At 44.5% G+C, this 18083-nt stretch carries 19 protein-coding genes; 17 read left to right on the top strand and 2 right to left on the bottom strand.

Annotated elements, in window-relative coordinates; translation table 11 throughout:
• Nucleotides 1–146: 146 nt before the first annotated feature.
• The 5 genes from ABN702_RS01030 (at nucleotide 147) to ABN702_RS01050 (ending at nucleotide 4879) form a co-directional block, all read left to right on the top strand.
• Nucleotides 147–869: a ThuA domain-containing protein gene (locus ABN702_RS01030; RefSeq protein WP_417899027.1), complete on the top strand. Its 723-nt coding sequence runs from the start codon at nucleotides 147–149 to the stop codon at nucleotides 867–869.
• Nucleotides 870–899: 30 nt separating this feature from the next.
• Entirely contained in the window at nucleotides 900–1937 is a 1038-nt protein-coding gene (locus ABN702_RS01035; RefSeq protein WP_417899028.1) for a Gfo/Idh/MocA family protein, read from the top strand.
• 16 nt (nucleotides 1938–1953) lie between these two features.
• Nucleotides 1954–2922, top strand: a complete 969-nt coding sequence (locus ABN702_RS01040) for a sugar phosphate isomerase/epimerase family protein (protein ID WP_417899029.1) — start codon at nucleotides 1954–1956, stop codon at nucleotides 2920–2922.
• A gap of 112 nt (nucleotides 2923–3034) precedes the next feature.
• Nucleotides 3035–4096 carry a Gfo/Idh/MocA family protein gene (locus tag ABN702_RS01045; protein ID WP_417899030.1) on the top strand — a complete coding sequence of 354 codons (1062 nt, stop codon included), beginning with the start codon at nucleotides 3035–3037 and terminating at the stop codon, nucleotides 4094–4096.
• A 21-nt stretch (nucleotides 4097–4117) separates the two neighbouring features.
• Nucleotides 4118–4879: a sugar phosphate isomerase/epimerase family protein gene (locus ABN702_RS01050; protein WP_417899031.1), complete on the top strand. Its 762-nt coding sequence runs from the start codon at nucleotides 4118–4120 to the stop codon at nucleotides 4877–4879.
• A 467-nt stretch (nucleotides 4880–5346) separates the two neighbouring features.
• Here ABN702_RS01050 and ABN702_RS01055 read toward each other — a convergent pair whose 3' ends face one another.
• The gene (locus ABN702_RS01055; RefSeq protein WP_417899032.1) at nucleotides 5347–7758 is read right to left on the bottom strand and encodes a beta-galactosidase; all 2412 of its coding nucleotides are present in this window, start codon (nucleotides 7756–7758) and stop codon (nucleotides 5347–5349) included.
• A gap of 387 nt (nucleotides 7759–8145) precedes the next feature.
• On the opposite strand from ABN702_RS01055, the gene ABN702_RS01060 reads away from it, so the two are divergent.
• From ABN702_RS01060 to ABN702_RS01075, 4 genes are all read left to right on the top strand, one after another.
• Entirely contained in the window at nucleotides 8146–9216 is a 1071-nt protein-coding gene (locus tag ABN702_RS01060) for a Gfo/Idh/MocA family protein (protein WP_417899033.1), read from the top strand.
• Nucleotides 9217–9242: 26 nt separating this feature from the next.
• Nucleotides 9243–10229 (top strand): hypothetical protein, encoded by a 987-nt coding sequence (locus ABN702_RS01065; RefSeq protein WP_417899034.1) that lies wholly within the window; start codon nucleotides 9243–9245, stop codon nucleotides 10227–10229.
• Between the two features lie 124 nt (nucleotides 10230–10353).
• Nucleotides 10354–11517, top strand: a complete 1164-nt coding sequence (locus tag ABN702_RS01070; protein WP_417899035.1) for an ROK family transcriptional regulator — start codon at nucleotides 10354–10356, stop codon at nucleotides 11515–11517.
• Nucleotides 11518–11728: 211 nt separating this feature from the next.
• Nucleotides 11729–12610, top strand: coding sequence for a sugar phosphate isomerase/epimerase family protein (locus ABN702_RS01075; protein ID WP_417899036.1), 882 nt, complete (start codon nucleotides 11729–11731; stop codon nucleotides 12608–12610).
• Nucleotides 12611–12655: 45 nt separating this feature from the next.
• On the opposite strand, the gene ABN702_RS01080 is transcribed toward ABN702_RS01075, so the two are convergent.
• A complete protein-coding gene (locus ABN702_RS01080) occupies nucleotides 12656–13030 on the bottom strand; it encodes a PilZ domain-containing protein (RefSeq protein WP_417899037.1) in 375 nt (124 codons plus the stop codon).
• 372 nt (nucleotides 13031–13402) lie between these two features.
• Between ABN702_RS01080 and ABN702_RS01085 the strand changes: the two genes are divergently transcribed.
• The 8 genes from ABN702_RS01085 (at nucleotide 13403) to ABN702_RS01120 (ending at nucleotide 17954) form a co-directional block, all read left to right on the top strand.
• Nucleotides 13403–13663, top strand: a complete 261-nt coding sequence (locus ABN702_RS01085) for a metal-sensitive transcriptional regulator (protein WP_417899038.1) — start codon at nucleotides 13403–13405, stop codon at nucleotides 13661–13663.
• 232 nt (nucleotides 13664–13895) lie between these two features.
• Nucleotides 13896–14123, top strand: a complete 228-nt coding sequence (locus tag ABN702_RS01090) for a sulfurtransferase TusA family protein (RefSeq protein ID WP_417899039.1) — start codon at nucleotides 13896–13898, stop codon at nucleotides 14121–14123.
• Between the two features lie 15 nt (nucleotides 14124–14138).
• Nucleotides 14139–14621 carry a DsrE/DsrF/DrsH-like family protein gene (locus ABN702_RS01095; protein ID WP_204412338.1) on the top strand — a complete coding sequence of 161 codons (483 nt, stop codon included), beginning with the start codon at nucleotides 14139–14141 and terminating at the stop codon, nucleotides 14619–14621.
• Nucleotides 14622–14636: 15 nt separating this feature from the next.
• On the top strand, nucleotides 14637–14993 hold the full coding sequence (locus ABN702_RS01100) for a rhodanese-like domain-containing protein (RefSeq protein WP_417899040.1): 357 nt from the start codon (nucleotides 14637–14639) through the stop codon (nucleotides 14991–14993).
• Between the two features lie 23 nt (nucleotides 14994–15016).
• A complete protein-coding gene (locus ABN702_RS01105; protein ID WP_417899041.1) occupies nucleotides 15017–15313 on the top strand; it encodes a rhodanese-like domain-containing protein in 297 nt (98 codons plus the stop codon).
• A 21-nt stretch (nucleotides 15314–15334) separates the two neighbouring features.
• The gene (locus tag ABN702_RS01110; RefSeq protein ID WP_417899042.1) at nucleotides 15335–15889 is read left to right on the top strand and encodes a sulfurtransferase TusA family protein; all 555 of its coding nucleotides are present in this window, start codon (nucleotides 15335–15337) and stop codon (nucleotides 15887–15889) included.
• A 40-nt stretch (nucleotides 15890–15929) separates the two neighbouring features.
• A complete protein-coding gene (locus tag ABN702_RS01115; RefSeq protein WP_417899043.1) occupies nucleotides 15930–17057 on the top strand; it encodes an MBL fold metallo-hydrolase in 1128 nt (375 codons plus the stop codon).
• Between the two features lie 114 nt (nucleotides 17058–17171).
• Nucleotides 17172–17954, top strand: a complete 783-nt coding sequence (locus ABN702_RS01120; protein ID WP_417900783.1) for a sulfite exporter TauE/SafE family protein — start codon at nucleotides 17172–17174, stop codon at nucleotides 17952–17954.
• Nucleotides 17955–18083 lie beyond the last annotated feature (129 nt).

Consider the following 18083-nt stretch of genomic DNA (forward strand, 5'->3'; position numbering starts at 1 on the left):
TAGGCTGGAGACGCCGCAAGGCGAAGCCTGAGGAGGCTCCAGCACCGCCCCTTGGGCCGCTGCGCCTAGTGCGGAAATCAACAGCGGTGTTTAACAGTGTCAATAAAAATCAGAAGCAGATTATATAAGAGAGGAGCAATTTTATCATGATAAAAGTAACCGTGTGGAATGAAAACCGTCATGAGCAAACGAATGAAAAGGTCAGGGAGGTCTATCCGGAGGGAATCCACGGTGCCATTGCCTCTTTCCTGAAAGAAGACAACTTTGAAGTAAGAACGGCAACCCTCGATGAGCCGGAGCATGGCCTTACAGAGGAAGTTCTGAACAGTACCGATGTTCTTGTATGGTGGGGACATATGGCGCATGACGATGTGAGTGATGAAATTGTGACTCGTGTAAAAAATAGAGTACTAGACGGCATGGGATTGATTGTCCTGCATTCCGGTCACTTCTCCAAAATCTTTAAAACCTTGATGGGTACGACTTGTGACCTGAAATGGAGAGAAGCCGACGAGAAGGAAAGAATCTGGGTGGTATCTCCAGGCCATCCGATTGCTGAAGGCATTGGGGAGTATATCGATATTGAAAGAGAAGAAATGTACGGCGAGCACTTTGATATCCCAGATCCGGACGAGCTCGTATTCGTCAGCTGGTTCGAGGGCGGGGAAGTGTTCCGCAGCGGATGCACATACAAGCGTGGAAAAGGAAAGGTATTCTACTTCCGTCCTGGACATGAGACATACCCGACATACTATCACGAAAAAGTGCAAAAAGTTATCAGCAATGCCGTGAAATGGGCAAAGCCGACGGAATGCGGTCATGTTCACTACGGAAATGCAAAACCATTAGAGGAAATCAAAAGCAAATAAATAGAGCATATCACTTAGGAGGTTTCTTTTATGAAAAAATTGAGAGTTGGAGTGGTAGGCTGCGGTAGTATCGCAAAATACCGCCATTTACCTGAATACCATGCAAACCAGAATGTAGAGATTGTAGCACTTTGCGATATCGTAAAGGATCGCGCTGAACATGCTTCTGAGCAGTATGGTGGAAAAGTATATACGGATTACAAAGAAATGATCGACCGCGAGGAATTGGATATAGTGAGTGTCTGCACACCTAACTATCTGCATGCACCTGTCTCCATCTACGCATCCAAAGCTGGCGTAAACGTATTATGCGAAAAGCCGATGGCAACATCCAAGGAAGAAGCGGATGAAATGATAGCAGCGGCTAAGGAATCCGGCAAAAAGCTGATGATTGCTCACAACCAGCGCTTTGTTCCTTCCCATCAAAAAGCACGACAGCTTATCGAAAGCGGCGAAGTAGGAAAAATCTACAGTTTCCGTACAGCATTCGGACACCCTGGGCCTGAGGGCTGGAGTGTAGACGGCAAGGACAGCTGGTTCTTCCGTAAAGAGGAAGCGTTCATTGGTGCGATGGGTGACCTTGGTGTCCATAAATCCGACCTGATGCGCTACCTTCTTGGAGAAGAGATTGTGGAAGTGGGAGCATTCATTGAAACGTCTGCCAAACAAAACACAGATGTAGATGACACAGCTGTTTGTGCACTTAAGACGGAAAACGGCATCGTTGGAACGCTTGCAGCAAGCTGGTCTTATAAAAGAGAGGACAACTCCACAATCATATACGCGGAAAAAGCGGTATTGCGTCTAGAGGACGATCCGACTTATTCATTGATTGTCCAATATGCAACAGGGGAAACTGTCCGCTATGAGCTAGGAAGAATTCAGAGCAACGAGAGCGGCGGCCAAACGGGATCTCAAGTAATCGACCACTTTGTGGCGAGCATCATCGAAGACACAGAAGTGCTTGTAGACGGAAACGAAGGAAAGAACTCCTTGATGGTCATCCTGGGAGCACTTGAATCGAACGAAACGAAGAAAATCGTCAACATCAAAAACGACTTGAACTAAGGGAAGGTGAATCTCAATGAAACTAGGCGTATTTACAGTGCTTTTTGCCAATAAATCATTTACGGAAATGTTGGACTATGTAAAAGCTGCAGGGCTTGATGCAGTCGAGATCGGAACTGGCTGCTACCCTGGCAACAACCATTGTCCACTTGACACGCTTCTTGAAGATGAAGGTGCACGAAATGCATACATGGAGGAGATCCACTCCCGTGGCCTTCAAATCAGTGCGTTCAGCTGTCATGGCAATCCAATTTCGCCAGATGAGGCTTTTGCAAAGGATTCCCACGAAACACTATTGAAGACGATTGACCTTGCAGCACTGACGGGTGTGGAAGTGGTCAACTGCTTCTCCGGAGTTCCTGGGGACAGCGAAAATGCAAAAGCGCCAAACTGGCCGGTAGCACCTTGGCCGAACGAGTACGGTGATGTATTGAAATGGCAGTGGGAAACAAAGCTGATTCCTTATTGGAAAGAGGTTGGAAAGTACGCAGAAGAGCGCAACATCAAAATCGGCCTTGAGCTACATGGCGGATTCCTGGTACACACTCCTCATACGCTATTGAAGCTACGTGAGCTGACTTCTCCTGCAATCGGCGCAAACCTGGATCCAAGTCATCTATGGTGGCAGGGAATCGATCCGGTGGCAGCAATCAAGATCCTTGGAAAAGCTGGAGCGATCCATCACTTCCATGCAAAAGACACTTACATCGATCAGGACAATGTCAACATGTACGGACTGACCGACATGCAGCCATATGGAGAAATCCAGACGCGTGCATGGAGCTTCCGTTCTGTAGGCTGCGGCCATAGCGTCCAGGAATGGTCTGACATGATGAGCGCACTCCGCACATACGGCTATGACTACGTGGTAAGCATCGAGCACGAAGACCCGATCATGTCCATCGAAGAAGGCTTCGCACGCGCGGTATCGAATCTTCAATCTGTATTGATCAAAGAACAGCCAGCAGAATTGTGGTGGGTATAAGTCTACAAAGTTGACCAGAAGGGGCAGGAATTGCCTCTTTTGGTTAGCTATTTTTCTATATTTTTAATTAAACTATTTAATTAATAAAAGATACATAGGGGAGGAAAAACAGATGGCAGAGTTAAAATTAGGGGTAATTGGAGCAGGAAACATTTTTCGTTATGTGCATGCACCTGCATGGAAAGAAAACAAGGATGTTGAAATTGTGGCAGTATGTGATACTGACCGCGAAAAAGCCGAAGCAGTAGCAAAGGAATTCAACATTCCACACGTGTACACAGACTACAAGGATGTATTGGCTCATGAAGAAATCAATATTGTGGACATTTGTACACCAAACCTTTTCCACTCCGAGTATTCCGTCGCTGCACTTGAAGCAGGAAAGCATGTTCTTTGCGAAAAACCGGATGCAGTAAGTCCGGAAGAAGCGGAAAGAATGGCAGCTGCCGCTGAAAAATCCGGAAAAACATTGATGGTCATGAGAAACAACCGTTTCAGCGCAGCATCAGGCTACATGAAGCGTTTTGTGGAAAAGGGCCATATGGGCGAAATCTACACTGGTCGCTGTGGCTGGATCCGCAGAAGAGGAATTCCTGGTAAAGGCGGTTGGTTTACCACAAAAGAACTTTCCGGAGGCGGTCCACTAATCGACCTTGGCGTTCACTTCATTGACCTTGCCATTTGGATCATGGGCAATCCAAAGCCAGTATCCGTGGTTGGATCCACTTACACAAAATTTGCAGACACAGATTTAGCGGATTCCGTTCATAGCCAATTCGGAACAAAGCAGGACGATGGAACATTCGATGTAGAGGACCTTGCAACAGGTTTCATCCGTTTTGATAACGGAGCTAGCCTGCAGATTGAATTCAGCTGGGCTTCCAACATCGAAGAAGAGGTGAACTTCTACGAGCTTCGCGGAACAAAGGCTGGAGCAAGCTTCAAAAACGGAAAACTGAAGATATTTACGGAAGTGGAAGAAAAGCTATGGAATGTCGAGCCGGAAATCGGGAACCATCATACTGGCGACCATGCGAATAATATCAATCATTTCGTCGACGTTGTTCAAGGTAGAGCGGAAGCGATCTTCACTCCGGAACAAGGTGTCGACATGATCAAGATCTTGGATGCGATCTACAAATCTGCTAAAACTGGCCATGAGGTAAGATTATAAAATCGGAGAGGCGTGAATAGGATGAAGCATAAAATTGCTGCTCAGCTTTATACGGTACGTGACCTATTAACAGATGATTTTCCAGGAGTGTTAAAAGAATTGAAGGAAATGGGTTATGCGGGAGTGCAGATTTCCGGAATGTTCGGACACGATCCAAAGGAAATCGCAGCTTTAATGAAAGAGCTTGGACTGGGAGCTGCGGGGATGCATGTCGATATGCGCAGCCTTCAACATGATCTTCCCAATTTACTAGAACAGGCGGATATGTTTGGAACAAAGGATCTGATCCTTCCTTACTTAGGGGAAGAGGAACGGACTGTAGAGCACTATACTTTCTTGAAAGTGGAGCTCAACAAGATTGCTAGAAAAGTACAAGCGGACGGCTACCGCATCAGCTACCATAACCATGACTTTGAATTCGAAACAGAGATTGACGGTGTAAATGCACTGGAATACCTGTTGGAGCCATCCGTTGATAATCTTCTATTGGCGGAACTGGACGTATACTGGGTGAAAAAAGGCGGAAAAGAGATTGTCAGCTTTTTGGAGACTTATGCCAACAGAATGCCAATCATCCATTTGAAGGACATGGCGAATGACGAGCAGAAGTCCTTTGCAGAGGTTGGTACCGGGTCCATCGACTTTGAACCGATCTTACGCTGGGGAGAAGAGAATGGTATCGAGTGGTACGCGGTGGAACAGGATGAATGTCCGGGGAACCCGTTGGATAGCTTGAGAGTAAGTATTAATAATTTGCATAGATTGATAGATGAGATGAAATAATTTCAATTGGGATGCCTTTGAAAGCCGGTTTTGATCCGGCTTTCGGAGGTTTTTTTAATTTTGTCCAGTTAGCTCATTGGGTTTTTTTCGGAATGCCTATTTGGGTAATAGGTTTCTCACAAGTGAAGGTTACTCAAAAAGCTCATTGTAAGAGTGATGAAGGGCATTTCGGCTGTGAGTGTTGCTCAAAAAGCTCATCATAACCTCTATGAAGGGCATTTCGGGAGTGAGTGCTGTTCAAAAAGCTCATCATAACCTCTATGAAGGGTATTTCGAGAGTGAGTGCTGTTCAAAAAGCTCATCATACCCTCTATGAAGGGTATTTCGCCAGTTAGATTTGCTCAAAAAGCTCATCATACCAACAACCCAAAGGTGAAATCTCCATAATGTACTAAAACTCGCTTTATGCAAATAAAAAACCAGATCGTAGCATCAACAGCAACGACCTGGTTTTATCTATATACTTATCAATCAAATCTCACAACAAGCTTGTCATCCACTTTCGCATGCTTCTTCGACGTTACAATCGTACGATCCCCATGATTCTCCACAGTATAATCATCGCTATCGACAACCGTACGCTCCGTAACAAGACAAATCGTATCCGCACTCTGGGTCAGTCTGAACTCTATCGCATCAGTAGCCACATCTATGATCTCAGCAGTGGAATAGGCAATCGTCACATCATGATACGTCACATTGACCGGAAGCATGACGCCATCCTTGCTTTGCAATGTAAGCTTTTTGCCATCCATCAGCTTCACACCATCATGAGTCAAATGGATGTCCTTATCAAATCCATCCAGGTTCAACAGGTGGATAAAGCGTTCGTCCCCATTGGAAACCGATGTTGAGAAAATACCATGGTACTCGCAGTCATGCGTCAAACCGACCTTTGCTCCCAGATGCTCCAATGCTTTCTTGAACAGATCAAGGTCACAACGATAAGCTGTTGAAAGTACGATTGCTCTACCTTTACCGACGTGCACATCGAATCCGCAGATCTCGTCTGTTTCTGTTACACGCATGATTGGCTGGACGTTTTCGCCAACTTTGAATGTCTGTGTAAAATACGTGCGAATTTCCGGACGTGGTGCTGCCCAGCCGTCTGCAGTCAGGGACATGTTATGCCCGTGCTTGTTGAATTTCACTTCAACTGGTTCCACGCCAAGTGCATCGGCAAGTGCCTGGAATGGCTTACCTTCCATATCAAACGTTGGCACCTCGCCATATAGGAGAACACCGCCACCAGACTCAAGATATTTCACAAGCTTTTCCTGTACCTCTCTATCCATGTATCTTGCAGAAGGGACGATGATGGAAGGGGTCACTTCAGGGTTCAACTCTTTATTTTGAATATCGACCGATCCGAATCGATAGCTCGCAAGAAGGATTGCCCGCGCCATGATCTCCCAAGCTCCTGCACCACGATGCATCGTGATGTTATCGATGATATCCTTCATTTTCGTGCTTGACGGATAGCGGTATTCGGTCATGTAGTAGTCAGGAATGAAGGCAAAGGATACCGCATCGCGATCTTCATCCATTGCTGCCAATTTATCTGATACGGCCATCATCGTCTTGATGGATCTCGCCATCCTAGGGAATGTGTAGTTCAGCTTCCCTTCCGGATTGACCGGTGCAGCAAAGCCGTGGCGTTCTCCAGTGGAAGCGATACGCCCATTTCCATCACCTGTCGCTTGATCTATCTGATAGTTGTAGCCGCCTGTAAATAGATAGTAGTTGATCAGACGGTTACCCTGAGCGACACACATCCGTGTCTTGAAATCCGCAGCGGAAACATCATAGCGTCCGCCATAGGTTTCCCCAAAGTTTCCGTCTCCGCAGTTGAATTCAACGGATGTTAGTGGCTGATCTGGATTGTGAACGGCATCCATGAAGCCGTTGATCAAATATAGGTCCTGGAAGGTAGACACATCCAAGTCGCCAAAATAGATGTCAGACCCGGACATATAGCCATCGTCCTGTGTATAGGATTCGTAAAGCTGGCTGATCCCGATTGGGTAGGTCAAGCCGCGCCCTCCACCTGTTCCATGGATATTGACGATAAACGGTACGTCCTTCACGCCATACTCCTCTGCATAGTCGCGCAAGACAGCTACATAGCGGGCAAAGCGGTTTCTCATATAGTGACCTAGATCACGCAAAAGCTCGGCAGCATATTCTTCCGATGGAGAACGGAAGCCTGAGACGCGATCCACGGGGTTGGTTAAATCAAATGGATAGCGTGATTCCAATGTCGCAGCATCGTATTTTTCCATAAGCCATCCGGAAAAGTCTTCGATCACATGCTCCGTCAAGTCCGGGCAGTTGCTTACCCAGGAAAGCATACCGATCTCGTTATCCAGCTGCACACCTATGATCTTCCCATTATTGGTGTAAAGGCGGGGAGCGATGACACCCATGATAGCCTTGTACCATTTCTTTGTCTCTGCTAAAAATCCTGGTGCAAGGTAGTCGATTGTCGGTGTGGTTGCGTCATTGCCGTCCCAGCCTACTGGAATGATTTCCGGATGCTTTTGGTATACCCAATAAGGGATTCCTTCGTTTTTCATCTCAGCCATGATGAATGGACCCGGACGAACGAAGAAGTATAGGTCATTCTCTTCACAAAGATCGATGAATGCCCCCAAATCAAGCTCTGGTCGTGTATGGCCGTCAAGATCGATCTGGCCTTCAACCGGCTCGTGGCAAAGCCAAGGAACATAGGTTGCAACTGCATTACAGCCTGCAGCTTTCAATTTATCGATTCGGTCCTGCCAATCCTTGCGTTCCAAACGGTAATAGTGAATTTCCCCGCACATGATCAATACAGGTTTTCCATCGATGATGATCTGCTTATTTTTAATTTCAATCATTTTTCTCCATCCCCTCAAAAATAGATTTAATTCATTTCCTATTCCCGCTCTGACCCTGAGCGGGACACCGGTATAACAGCGCTTACAAAATTAAATTTGAAACGTTTCGCGTAAAGATATCAAAGAGTAGACAAAAAATCCTTTTGTTACAAAGCGTTTAAATGAGTATTTACAGAGTAATAGTATCACATTTCATTTATTGTTGAAACGTTTTTATTGAAAGAAGTCAGCCTCACCTATAACTATTGCTAAGTAATGGAGGCTTTAATAAGATAAAATTATTATTGAGGATATTAAAAGGAAATGATATGCTTGAATTATAAATAAATTTAATGAATTAATCAATTAAACACTTTTTCTAAATCATACGGATTGAGGTGTACAGTCATGGGTTTAAGGATTGGAATTATTGGAACAGGCCAAACAATAGGTGTGGCTACGGACCATCTTAAAGGGATCCAGGCGGTTTCCGAGTGGGAACTGACGGCAATCTATGATATCAAGTATGAAAATGCCAAGCAATGGACGGAAAGGAACAATCTAACAGAGGGCATCATCTGTTCGAGCTTGGAGGAAGTCTTTGAAAAGGTGGATGCCATCACCATCTGTACCGATAACTTATCGCATGGAATCATTGCAAGGGAAGCAATGAAACGAAAGGTGCCCGTGTTATGCGAAAAGCCTCTCTCGATTGATTACTACGAGTCCAAGATTTTGGCGGAGGAAGCGGAAAAGGTTGGGATTGTAAATTATATGGGCATGCAGTATCGCTATCATCCCTATGCCCAGCTTATCAAGGAAATCATCGAGGAGGGAAAACTGGGAGAAGTCTTTTCCTACCGGCATAAGCTTGGAGGATGGAGAATCGGAAACCCCAATGTGGGACTGGAATGGCGGATGAAGAAGGAGACTTCGGGACCTGGTGCAGTGGCTGATTTTGGTATCCACCAAGTCGACCTGATTCATTTTTTTCTTCATGAAGCATGCGGGGCAGTTCAGGAGGTGCAGGCGGAGCTTGGAACATTCATTCCATATCGCAAGGGTGATAAAGGACAGGGGATGGTCAGCAATGATGACCTAGCTGCTGTTATTTTAAAACTGCAAAATGGTGCTATTTGTACATTAAATAATTCCCGTCTTTTGCCGCCTGAAGGAGATGGTATTGAAATCGTAGGAACTAAGGGAGCGGTTTCGATGAATCAGCAGGGGGAAGTCTTTTTCCGAAATAGGACAGAAGACGGGTCTTGGGCTGCCGAAGCGGTTCTAATGGAATTTCAGGAAAAACACAAATTTCCTGGATTGGCCCGAGGGAAGCAGTACCAGGAGTTTTATGAAGCAATTGCAAATGGCAAGGAACACGAGCTTTCCTTCGCCTATGGAGCAGCAATGGCAAGGGTGATTGATGCGGCAGTCCTTTCCAGCGAGCAAGGCAGAAGAGTGAAGATATCAGAAATCTAAATTGATGACAGTGAGGAGAATGAAAAATGGGGAAAACAGAAGTAATGACAAATCAAATTAAACTGGCACCATTATTTAATCCAGAGGAAGGGAAGGCTGTGGTGTCACCTCTTGGAACTGAAACAGGCTATTGGGCAGGTGCTCCGACCATTCTTTTTGATGAAAAGGATGAAACTTTCTATTTATATTATCGCTTAAGAAACCCACGTGGCCATGGAGAAAACGAGCGTGGCTTTGAAGTGAGAATAGCAAGCAGCAAGGACGGCGAAAACTTCACGGATGTGTGGAGTTTGCACAAAAAGCAATTGAATTCCAGTTCCATCGAGCGTTCATCTCTTGTAAAAGTGAATGATAATCTTTACAGACTGTATATCAGTTATGTCGATCCTGCTGACAACCGCTGGAGAATAGACGTCGTGGAGGCTGAGACGCCTGCAACCTTCGATGTGGATAAACGCCAAAAAGTGCTGACTGCTTCCGACCAAGAGGGAGTGGAGGGTGTCAAGGATCCTTACATCGTGAAGCATGATGATTTGTATTATATGTATTTCGTATACGCTCAAGGATTGAAGGGAGCGGAGGATAAAGGAATGCATGGAACAGGTGACGTCCATAATACCGGGCTTGCCGTTGCACCGACAGGTCTTGCGGTGAGCAGCGATGGTGTGAATTTTGAATGGAGCCAAACCGTACTGCCGGTAAGTGAAGCAGGATGGGACCAATACCAATCCCGAGTGACGACTATCATTCCTTTTGAAGGTACCTACACAGTCCTATGGGATGGAAGCATTGGGGTAGAGCAGAATTACGAGGAGAAGGTTGCGTTGGCGGTAACAGCCGACCTAAAAACTTTTGCAAAAATAAATGTTGATGGACCTGCTCTTGAAACAAGCCTGAAGAAGGCTGTCCGCTATGTAGATGCCATTATTCATGAGGGGCAAATATGGTATTATTATGAATATACAAGAGCAGACGGGGCACATGAACTTCGATTATGTAAGGTAGGATTATAGAAGGCATCATACTTGGCAGGTTAACTTTTCAAACCCCTGAGTAGTAGGAGTGCAGGAGCATGCCCTCCTTGCCGTATAAATCCGATCACAACCTTGAGCTACCGAGGAAAAGGGGATTTTGGAAATGTCATTTATAGGTCAGAATACGTTAAGAACGAAACAATTAAATAGAACGCTTGTGTTTCAAACACTACTGAGGCTCGAGTCGCCGACCAGGCAGGAAATTGCGGCCTTCACCAAGCTAACCCCTGCAACGATCACCAATATTGTCAATGAACTGATGGAGTACGGTTATGTGGTGGAGCTTGGGAACGGTGTCAGTGAACTGAAAAGAGCAGGCCGCAAAACGGTGGTTCTTGGATTAAATGAAGAGAAAAAAAGGGTCGCCGGCGTACATATAAGAAGTGACCGTGTGGAATTGGGCATCGTGACACTAAGAGGAAAAGTGCTGAAGTCGACAAGCTTTGATCTGCCTGAACCGATTAAGCAGGATGATTTTCTAAGGCTTCTGACGACCAAATTAGAAAGCTTTTTGCAAGAAAACAAAGCACTCCCCGTTTCTTGCATCGGTGTTGGATCTGTCGGCCTGGTGGATTATGAAAATGGAACGATACTGGAAGCGGAGCACCTTGGGTGGGAGAATGTTGAGATTGCGGCAGAGCTATCTAGATCGCTGAAACTTTCCGTCCATGTGGACCACCATGTTCGCGCCATGACCTTAGCCGAGAAGATGTTCGGAGCATGTAAAACCCAAACGGACTTTTTATGTGTCTATATCGGACAAGGGATAGGTTCGGGACTGTTTCTAAGAGATCAGCTCTATCGCAGTGAAACAACGGGTGCAGGTGAATTTGGCCACATGACCTATCAGCCGGAGGGAAGAGGCTGCTGGTGCGGCAACAAAGGCTGCTTGGAGCGGTATGCCTCAGAGGATGCTGTCCTACATGAGCTTAAAAAGGATTCCATAAAAAGTGTAATGGAAGCATGCCAAAATGGGGAAGCCGACGCATTGGAATCCCTTCGTGCCGCTGGTAACAAAATTGCGGTAGTACTCTCTTCCTTCATTAATATGTTTCACGTCCAGAAGATCGTCATTGGTGGCGACCTGGCACAGGAGGAATGGCCACTGCTTAAGGAAATCAGGGAAAAAGCAAACGCAAATTCCTTCTTGGCTAAAAAGAGGAAGGTAGAAATCATCACAACCGGATTGGGAGATCAGCAAGGAATAATTGGGGCTGCAAGTATCGCCTTATTGGAAAGCATCTTTACAGCTTCGATAAATAAATAAGTGAAAAAATAAATAATAAGTGATTTGTTAAAACGACGCTTAGCTGTTGATTGGAGCAATAGGCGAAGACTCCTGCGGGAAGCGGCGTTTCGTGGAGACCCCGCAGGCGAAGCCGAGGAGGCTCCACTAACGCCCCGCGGAAAGCGCAGCCTAGTGCGGAAATCATCAGCGGTGTTTACAAAGTCAAAAAATGAAAAAGAGTGATGATCAGATGAAACTCGGTTATTTGACGAATTCGATTGTGCATCATGGAATAACAGATATAAACAAAATAATAGAATGGTCACTAGAGCAAGGCTTTGGTCATTTGGAAATAGGACCGAACATACCTTTTGACCACTTGGAGAGAGTGGTTTCAGAAGGAAAGATCAATATTGCGGCATTGACATACTGCCGGAATTTTCTAAGTGAAGATGCGGAAATAGCTACCGGTCATCGAGAGGAACTGATGACGAGAATAAAAAAGGCGGGGGAACTTGGTATTCCGACGGTTGTCACTTCAACCGGCATCTCGAACAGTGCTAAGGGTGATCGCTATGACAGCTACGACGCCATCCGTTCCAAACCGGAGAATAGTTTAGATCAGGTGGAAGCCTTTTTTGAAGAGATTGTTGTCTTGGCGGAGAGGGAAAATGTAAAAATCGCGTTTGAGAACTGTCCTTTGATGGGGAACATTGCAATTTCACCTGAGCTGATGAGCCTCCTGTTTAAACGCTTGGACTCACCCAATGTCGGACTGGCGTATGATCCGTCACATCTAATTTGGCAGTTCATTGATCCTTATCTTCCTATTAAAGAGTTCGCTAGCAAAATCTTTCATGTGCATGCAAAGGATACGGAAATAAATACGGACCGCTTGAAGAGGGTAGGATTCCTGACAGACTTCAGCTGGTGGCGGTATCGTCTGCCTGGTCTAGGGGCTCTTGATTGGACCAAGTTTATATCAGAGCTCCAGGAAGCGGGATATAATGGGGTAATCAGTATTGAGCACGAAGACCCGGTCTGGGGCGGAGACTTGCAGAGAACCAAAGAGGGGATTTTGATTGCGAAGCGCTTTTTGGAACAGGTACCCGGACTCGTTAGCACAAGATAAAAAAGAGCGTCTTTCTCCAATCTGAAATGGAGGGGGCGCTCATTTTTATTTATCACTACTATTAGATCGATGCTGCTTCTGGAACTCCTTTAATGCAAAAATGATTTGTTCCTCAAAGGCATCTGAAATCATTTCTACCCCATACTGGTATGTTGGGTACACCTTTTTCTGCCAAACGATGTTCCCGATTACGGCGATTTCCCGACTGCCGATGGTCATATGCATCGTCAGCTCGACCTCCTGATTGGATGGGATGTCCAAGGAGGACTGCATTCTTAATCCACTTGGGCTGATGTCCAGCACCACGCCCTCGCCTTCGGACGATGCAGTGGTCTTCCCGTTGATCCTGCTGATATAGAAATTCACCCTCACTGGCATTCCAAATTCATATCGAAACGGCTCATTCCGTTTATACTTCATACATACGCCTCCACACTTAACGCTGTTTTCGAATAGATGGTTGTTTTTCGACTATTATCGCATCTACCTTCACAACTAGTCATCCTGCTCAATACCTATAAATAAGTAAATCCTGCACAAACAATCAATATCAAATACGTAAAGAGCCTACAAAAACATCGAGCATACAATCAAAATAACAAAAAGCCTTCGACGTGTAAATCAAAATTCCTGCCGGGGTCTGGCCCCTTATTTTACTCCCTTATTTTACTCCCTTATTATTATTCAAATCTCAGGTGTTGACAAAATACCTACGGGGGTATAATATAGGGGCATGTAAGTTGTGAGTGAGGGCAGACCTCATTCAAAGATTATTTTGGAGGTGTAAGGATTATGGAGTATAACTCTCAAGTGAAGAATCGTTTGAAACGGGCTGAGGGCCAGATTCGCGGGGTGCTTCATATGATGGAGCAGGGCGAGGATTGCCGCGATGTTGTAATGCAATTGAATGCAGCCAAAACGGCGATTGATCGAGCCATTGGCGTAATTGTCAGTACCAACCTGGAGGAATGTGTCCGCCAAAATGTACTGAATGGTGAAGACACAAGTGAAGTAGTTAAACAAGCTATTGATTTATTAATCAAAAGCAGATAAATAGCAAGCCAAAGATCGAATCGATAGTATACCTTCATGGGTATATTATTATCCCGAAAAATACCGTGCAGGGTATAAAAAATCGCTTTACAAAATACCCAATAGGGTATACAATGAACACAGATAATTTTTTTTACAAACTTTAATACCCCAGGTGGTATATATTTTTAACTAAAAACATACCCCGGTAGGTATATGATGATAAACCAACACTCAAGGAGGAAATGAAAAAATGAATGCAAACAAAGTATTAGATGTTAAAGGATTAGCTTGCCCAATGCCATTAGTAAAAATAAAAAAAGCTTTAAACGAATTGAACTCTGGTGAGATCCTGGAAGTAATTGCAACAGATAAGGGTGCTAAAACCGACCTGGCTGCATGGTCCAAATCTACAGGTAACGAATTAGTGGACATGAAAGAAGAGCAAGACGTATTTACATTTTATATCAAGAAAGCCTAAGGAGGAACTTAACCTATGACAATCGAAAAAAAGAAAACAACCATCGTATTATTCAGTGGAGATTATGATAAGGCAATGGCCGCTTATATTATTGCAACTGGTGCAGCAGCATACGATCATGAGGTAACGATTTTCCATACATTCTGGGGATTGAATGCCTTACGTAAGGATGAGCTTGTGCCTGTAAAGAAGAATTTTATCGAAAAAATGTTCGGGAAAATGATGCCGCGTGGAGCAAACAGATTAGGTTTGTCCAACATGCATATGGCAGGAATGGGTCCGAAAATGATCAAGGGAATCATGAAAAAGCATAATGTAGAGTCTCTTCCTAACTTGATTGAATTGGCGAAAGACCTGGACGTGAAATTGGTTGGATGCCAGATGACAGTGGACTTATTAGGCTTGAAGCATGAAGAGATGCTTGAAGGAATCGAATATGCAGGAGTAGGAGCATATTTAGCTGATGCATCTGAAGGTAATGTCAACTTATTCATATAGGATGTGAAACGATCGATGGAAATCATTCAATACGTTCTAATTGGAGCAATCATTGTATTTCTTTTATTGAAAATGAAACCAGCTTCCGGAGTAAGACAGCTTACAACAGCTGATCTGAAAAAGGAACTGAACGATAAGAACAAGCAGTTCATTGATGTACGCACACCGTTGGAGTACAAGGGAAATCATATTAAACAATTCAAGAACCTGCCATTGGCTACTTTGCACACAGAGACAGGTAAGCTATCGAAAGAAAAAGAGATCGTGGTCATCTGTCAAAGCGGCATGCGTAGCAATGCAGCGGTTAAAAAGCTGAAAAAGTTTGGTTTTACAAAGGTGGCAAATGTAAAGGGCGGCATGAACGCCTGGTAAAAAGAAAAGAAGGGGGAAATGTAATGAAGCAAATTTCTACAAAAGAATTAGAAAAAAAGCTGACTGCCGGTGAGGAAGTTTCGATTATTGATGTAAGAGAAGCGGAAGAGGTAGCTGCAGGTAAGATCCCTGTAGCAACCAACATTCCTTTAAGCTTATTGGAGTTCCGTACACAGGATATTGATAAAACGAAAGCGCATATCATCGTTTGCCGTTCAGGAGCAAGAAGTGCTCAAGCTACGATGTTTTTGGAAGCACAAGGCTTTGATGTAACGAATATGGTAGGCGGAATGCTCGATTGGGAAGGCGAAGTAAAATAATTCTGGCAAGGGAGCTGTTTATTGATGAAAGTAAATTTAACGCTTGATGCAAAGGGGTTGGCATGTCCAATGCCAATCGTACGTACAAAAAAATCAATCGACCAGATAGAATCTGGGGAAGTTCTAGAAGTATTGGCAACAGATAAAGGGTCCAAAGCGGATATTGCTGCTTGGGCAGAAAAAGTGGGCCATCAGTATTTAGGTACGATGGAAGAAGGCGATGTGCTGAAGCATTACATCCGTAAGGCTCGTTCTGAAGAAGAAAAAGAGGAAAAGAAGCACCCGCATACAGCAAGCAATGATGAGCTACAAGCAAAATTAAACGATGATGTAACAGTTATAGATGTTCGTGAGCCTGCAGAATATGCTTTTGGCCATATTCCTGGCGCTGTTTCCATGCCTCTTGGTGAATTGGAAGCACTAGCGGAAAGCTTAGATAAAACAAAAGAAACGTATATTATTTGCCGTACAGGAAGCCGCAGTGATCTAGCCGCTCAAAAGTTGACTGACAAAGGCTTTACTAATGTTATTAACGTTATTCCTGGAATGTCCAAGTGGGAAGGTCCTACTGCCTAAATTTTTTTAACTAAAATTATACCGTAGGGGGTATTTACTCATGTTAAACGCAATGACTGCTAAAGAAGTTACAAAGAAAATTTTAAACAATGAGCCATTATTTATTTTGGATGTACGTAATGAAGACGCATTTGCTGATTGGAAAATCGAAGGCTCTTCTGTAAAGCATAAGAATATTCCTTATTTCGATCTTATGGAAGGCGTGGAAGAGATCTTAGGAGATATTCCGCTTGAGAATGTTCTTGTAGTTTGTGCAAAAGAAGGCTCTTCTGTGTTCGTTGGTGAAATGCTGGTGGAAGCTGGTGTGAAGAATGTATCCTACCTAAAAGGTGGAATGAAGGCTTGGAGTGAGTACTTGGAGCCTGTGAAAGTTGCTGATCTGGCCGATGGAGGAACATTATATCAATTCGTACGTATCGGAAAAGGCTGCTTATCCTATCTTGTAGAATCTGATGGAGAAGCGATGATCATCGATTCCACTCGCATGGTTGATCAATATGTATCCTTCATCGTAGAAAAAGGATTAAAGCTTGTTCATGTTGCGGATACTCATTTACATGCCGATCACATCTCTGGAGGACGTTTGCTGCGTGAAGCAACAAATGCAACATACTGGTTGCCTCCGAAAGATGCAGAAGAAGTGACATTTGCTTATGAAAAGCTGGAAGACGGTGTAGAAATTACTGTTGGTTCTACAAAAGTGGCGGTTCAAGCTATCTATTCTCCAGGACATACTATCGGAAGTACATCTTTTGTAGTAGATAACCGCTTCCTATTGAGTGGAGACATCCTGTTCGTAGAATCTATTGGCCGACCTGATTTAGCTGGTAAAGCGGAGGACTGGGTGGCAGATCTTCGAGAAACTTTATACGCACGATACAAAGAACTATCAGAGGAATTAATCGTTCTACCTGCCCACTTTGGTACGATGTCTGAAGTTGGCGAAGGTGGATTAGTGGCAGCACGCTTAGGCGAACTGTTCCAAAACAACGCTGGACTGAACATTGAGGACGAAGAGGAATTCCGCAAGCTGGTTTCCGAAAACCTTCCTCCACAACCGAATGCATACCAGCAAATCCGTGAAATGAACATGGGTAAAATCAACCCATCAGACGACGAGCAGCGCGACATGGAAATCGGTCCAAACCGCTGTGCAGTTCACGGATAATAACCATAATAGCGATGTGATTTGAAAATATGGCAGATGATGAAATTCCTGAAAGGGGCCAGACCCCGGCAGGAATTTCATCCATCGTGTCGTACTGAAGGAGGGGAATGAATGATGGAGTTTGATTTAATGTGGATTGTGACGTTGTTTGCGATTGGGTTTGTAGGGTCGTTTGTTTCCGGTATGGTCGGGATTGGCGGGTCGATTATTAAATATCCGATGCTGCTTTATATTCCACCTTTACTTGGATTGACTGCTCTGACAGCCCATGAGGTATCCGGTGTGAGTGCGGTTCAAGTGTTCTTTGCAACAATTTCCGGTGTATGGGCATACCGAAAAGGTGGCTTCCTGAATAAGGAATTGATTATCTATATGGGTGTCAGTATCCTTCTCGGAAGTTTTATCGGTGGTTATGGCTCAGGCTTTATGAATGAGGATTCTATTAACGTGGTGTATGGAATATTAGCTTTGATTGCTGTTATTATGATGTTTATCCCTAAAAAAGGTATAGATGATATTCCATTCGATCAGGTGACATTCAACAAGGCCGTTGCAGCGATATTGGCATTTATTGTCGGGATCGGCTCGGGAATTGTTGGAGCAGCAGGTGCGTTCCTGCTTGTTCCGATCATGCTTGTGGTGCTGAAAATCCCTACAAGAATGACCATTGCCACTTCTCTTGCCATTACGTTTATTTCCTCCATAGGTAGTACGGTGGGGAAAATCACAACGGGTCAAGTGTTATTGATTCCGGCTATCGTGATGGTAGTGGCAAGTATCATTGCTGCCCCGATCGGAGCAAAGCTTGGACAGAAGATGAACACCAAAGTGCTGCAATGGACTTTGGCACTTCTGATTTTAGCGACAACCGTGAAGATTTGGTTGGATATTTTATAAAAATGAAGAAATGCCTGACCAGTTGACTGGTCAGGTTTTTTCATATTTCATTCACATCCCATCACTGTTTTTCCACAAACTCCAACACCAAGTCATGTATAATAAGTGTATCTAAAGGCATTTACTAAA

The sequence above is a fragment of the Bacillus haimaensis genome (assembly GCF_048270625.1).
Taxonomy (GTDB): Bacteria; Bacillota; Bacilli; order Bacillales; family Bacillaceae_I; genus Sutcliffiella_A; species Sutcliffiella_A haimaensis.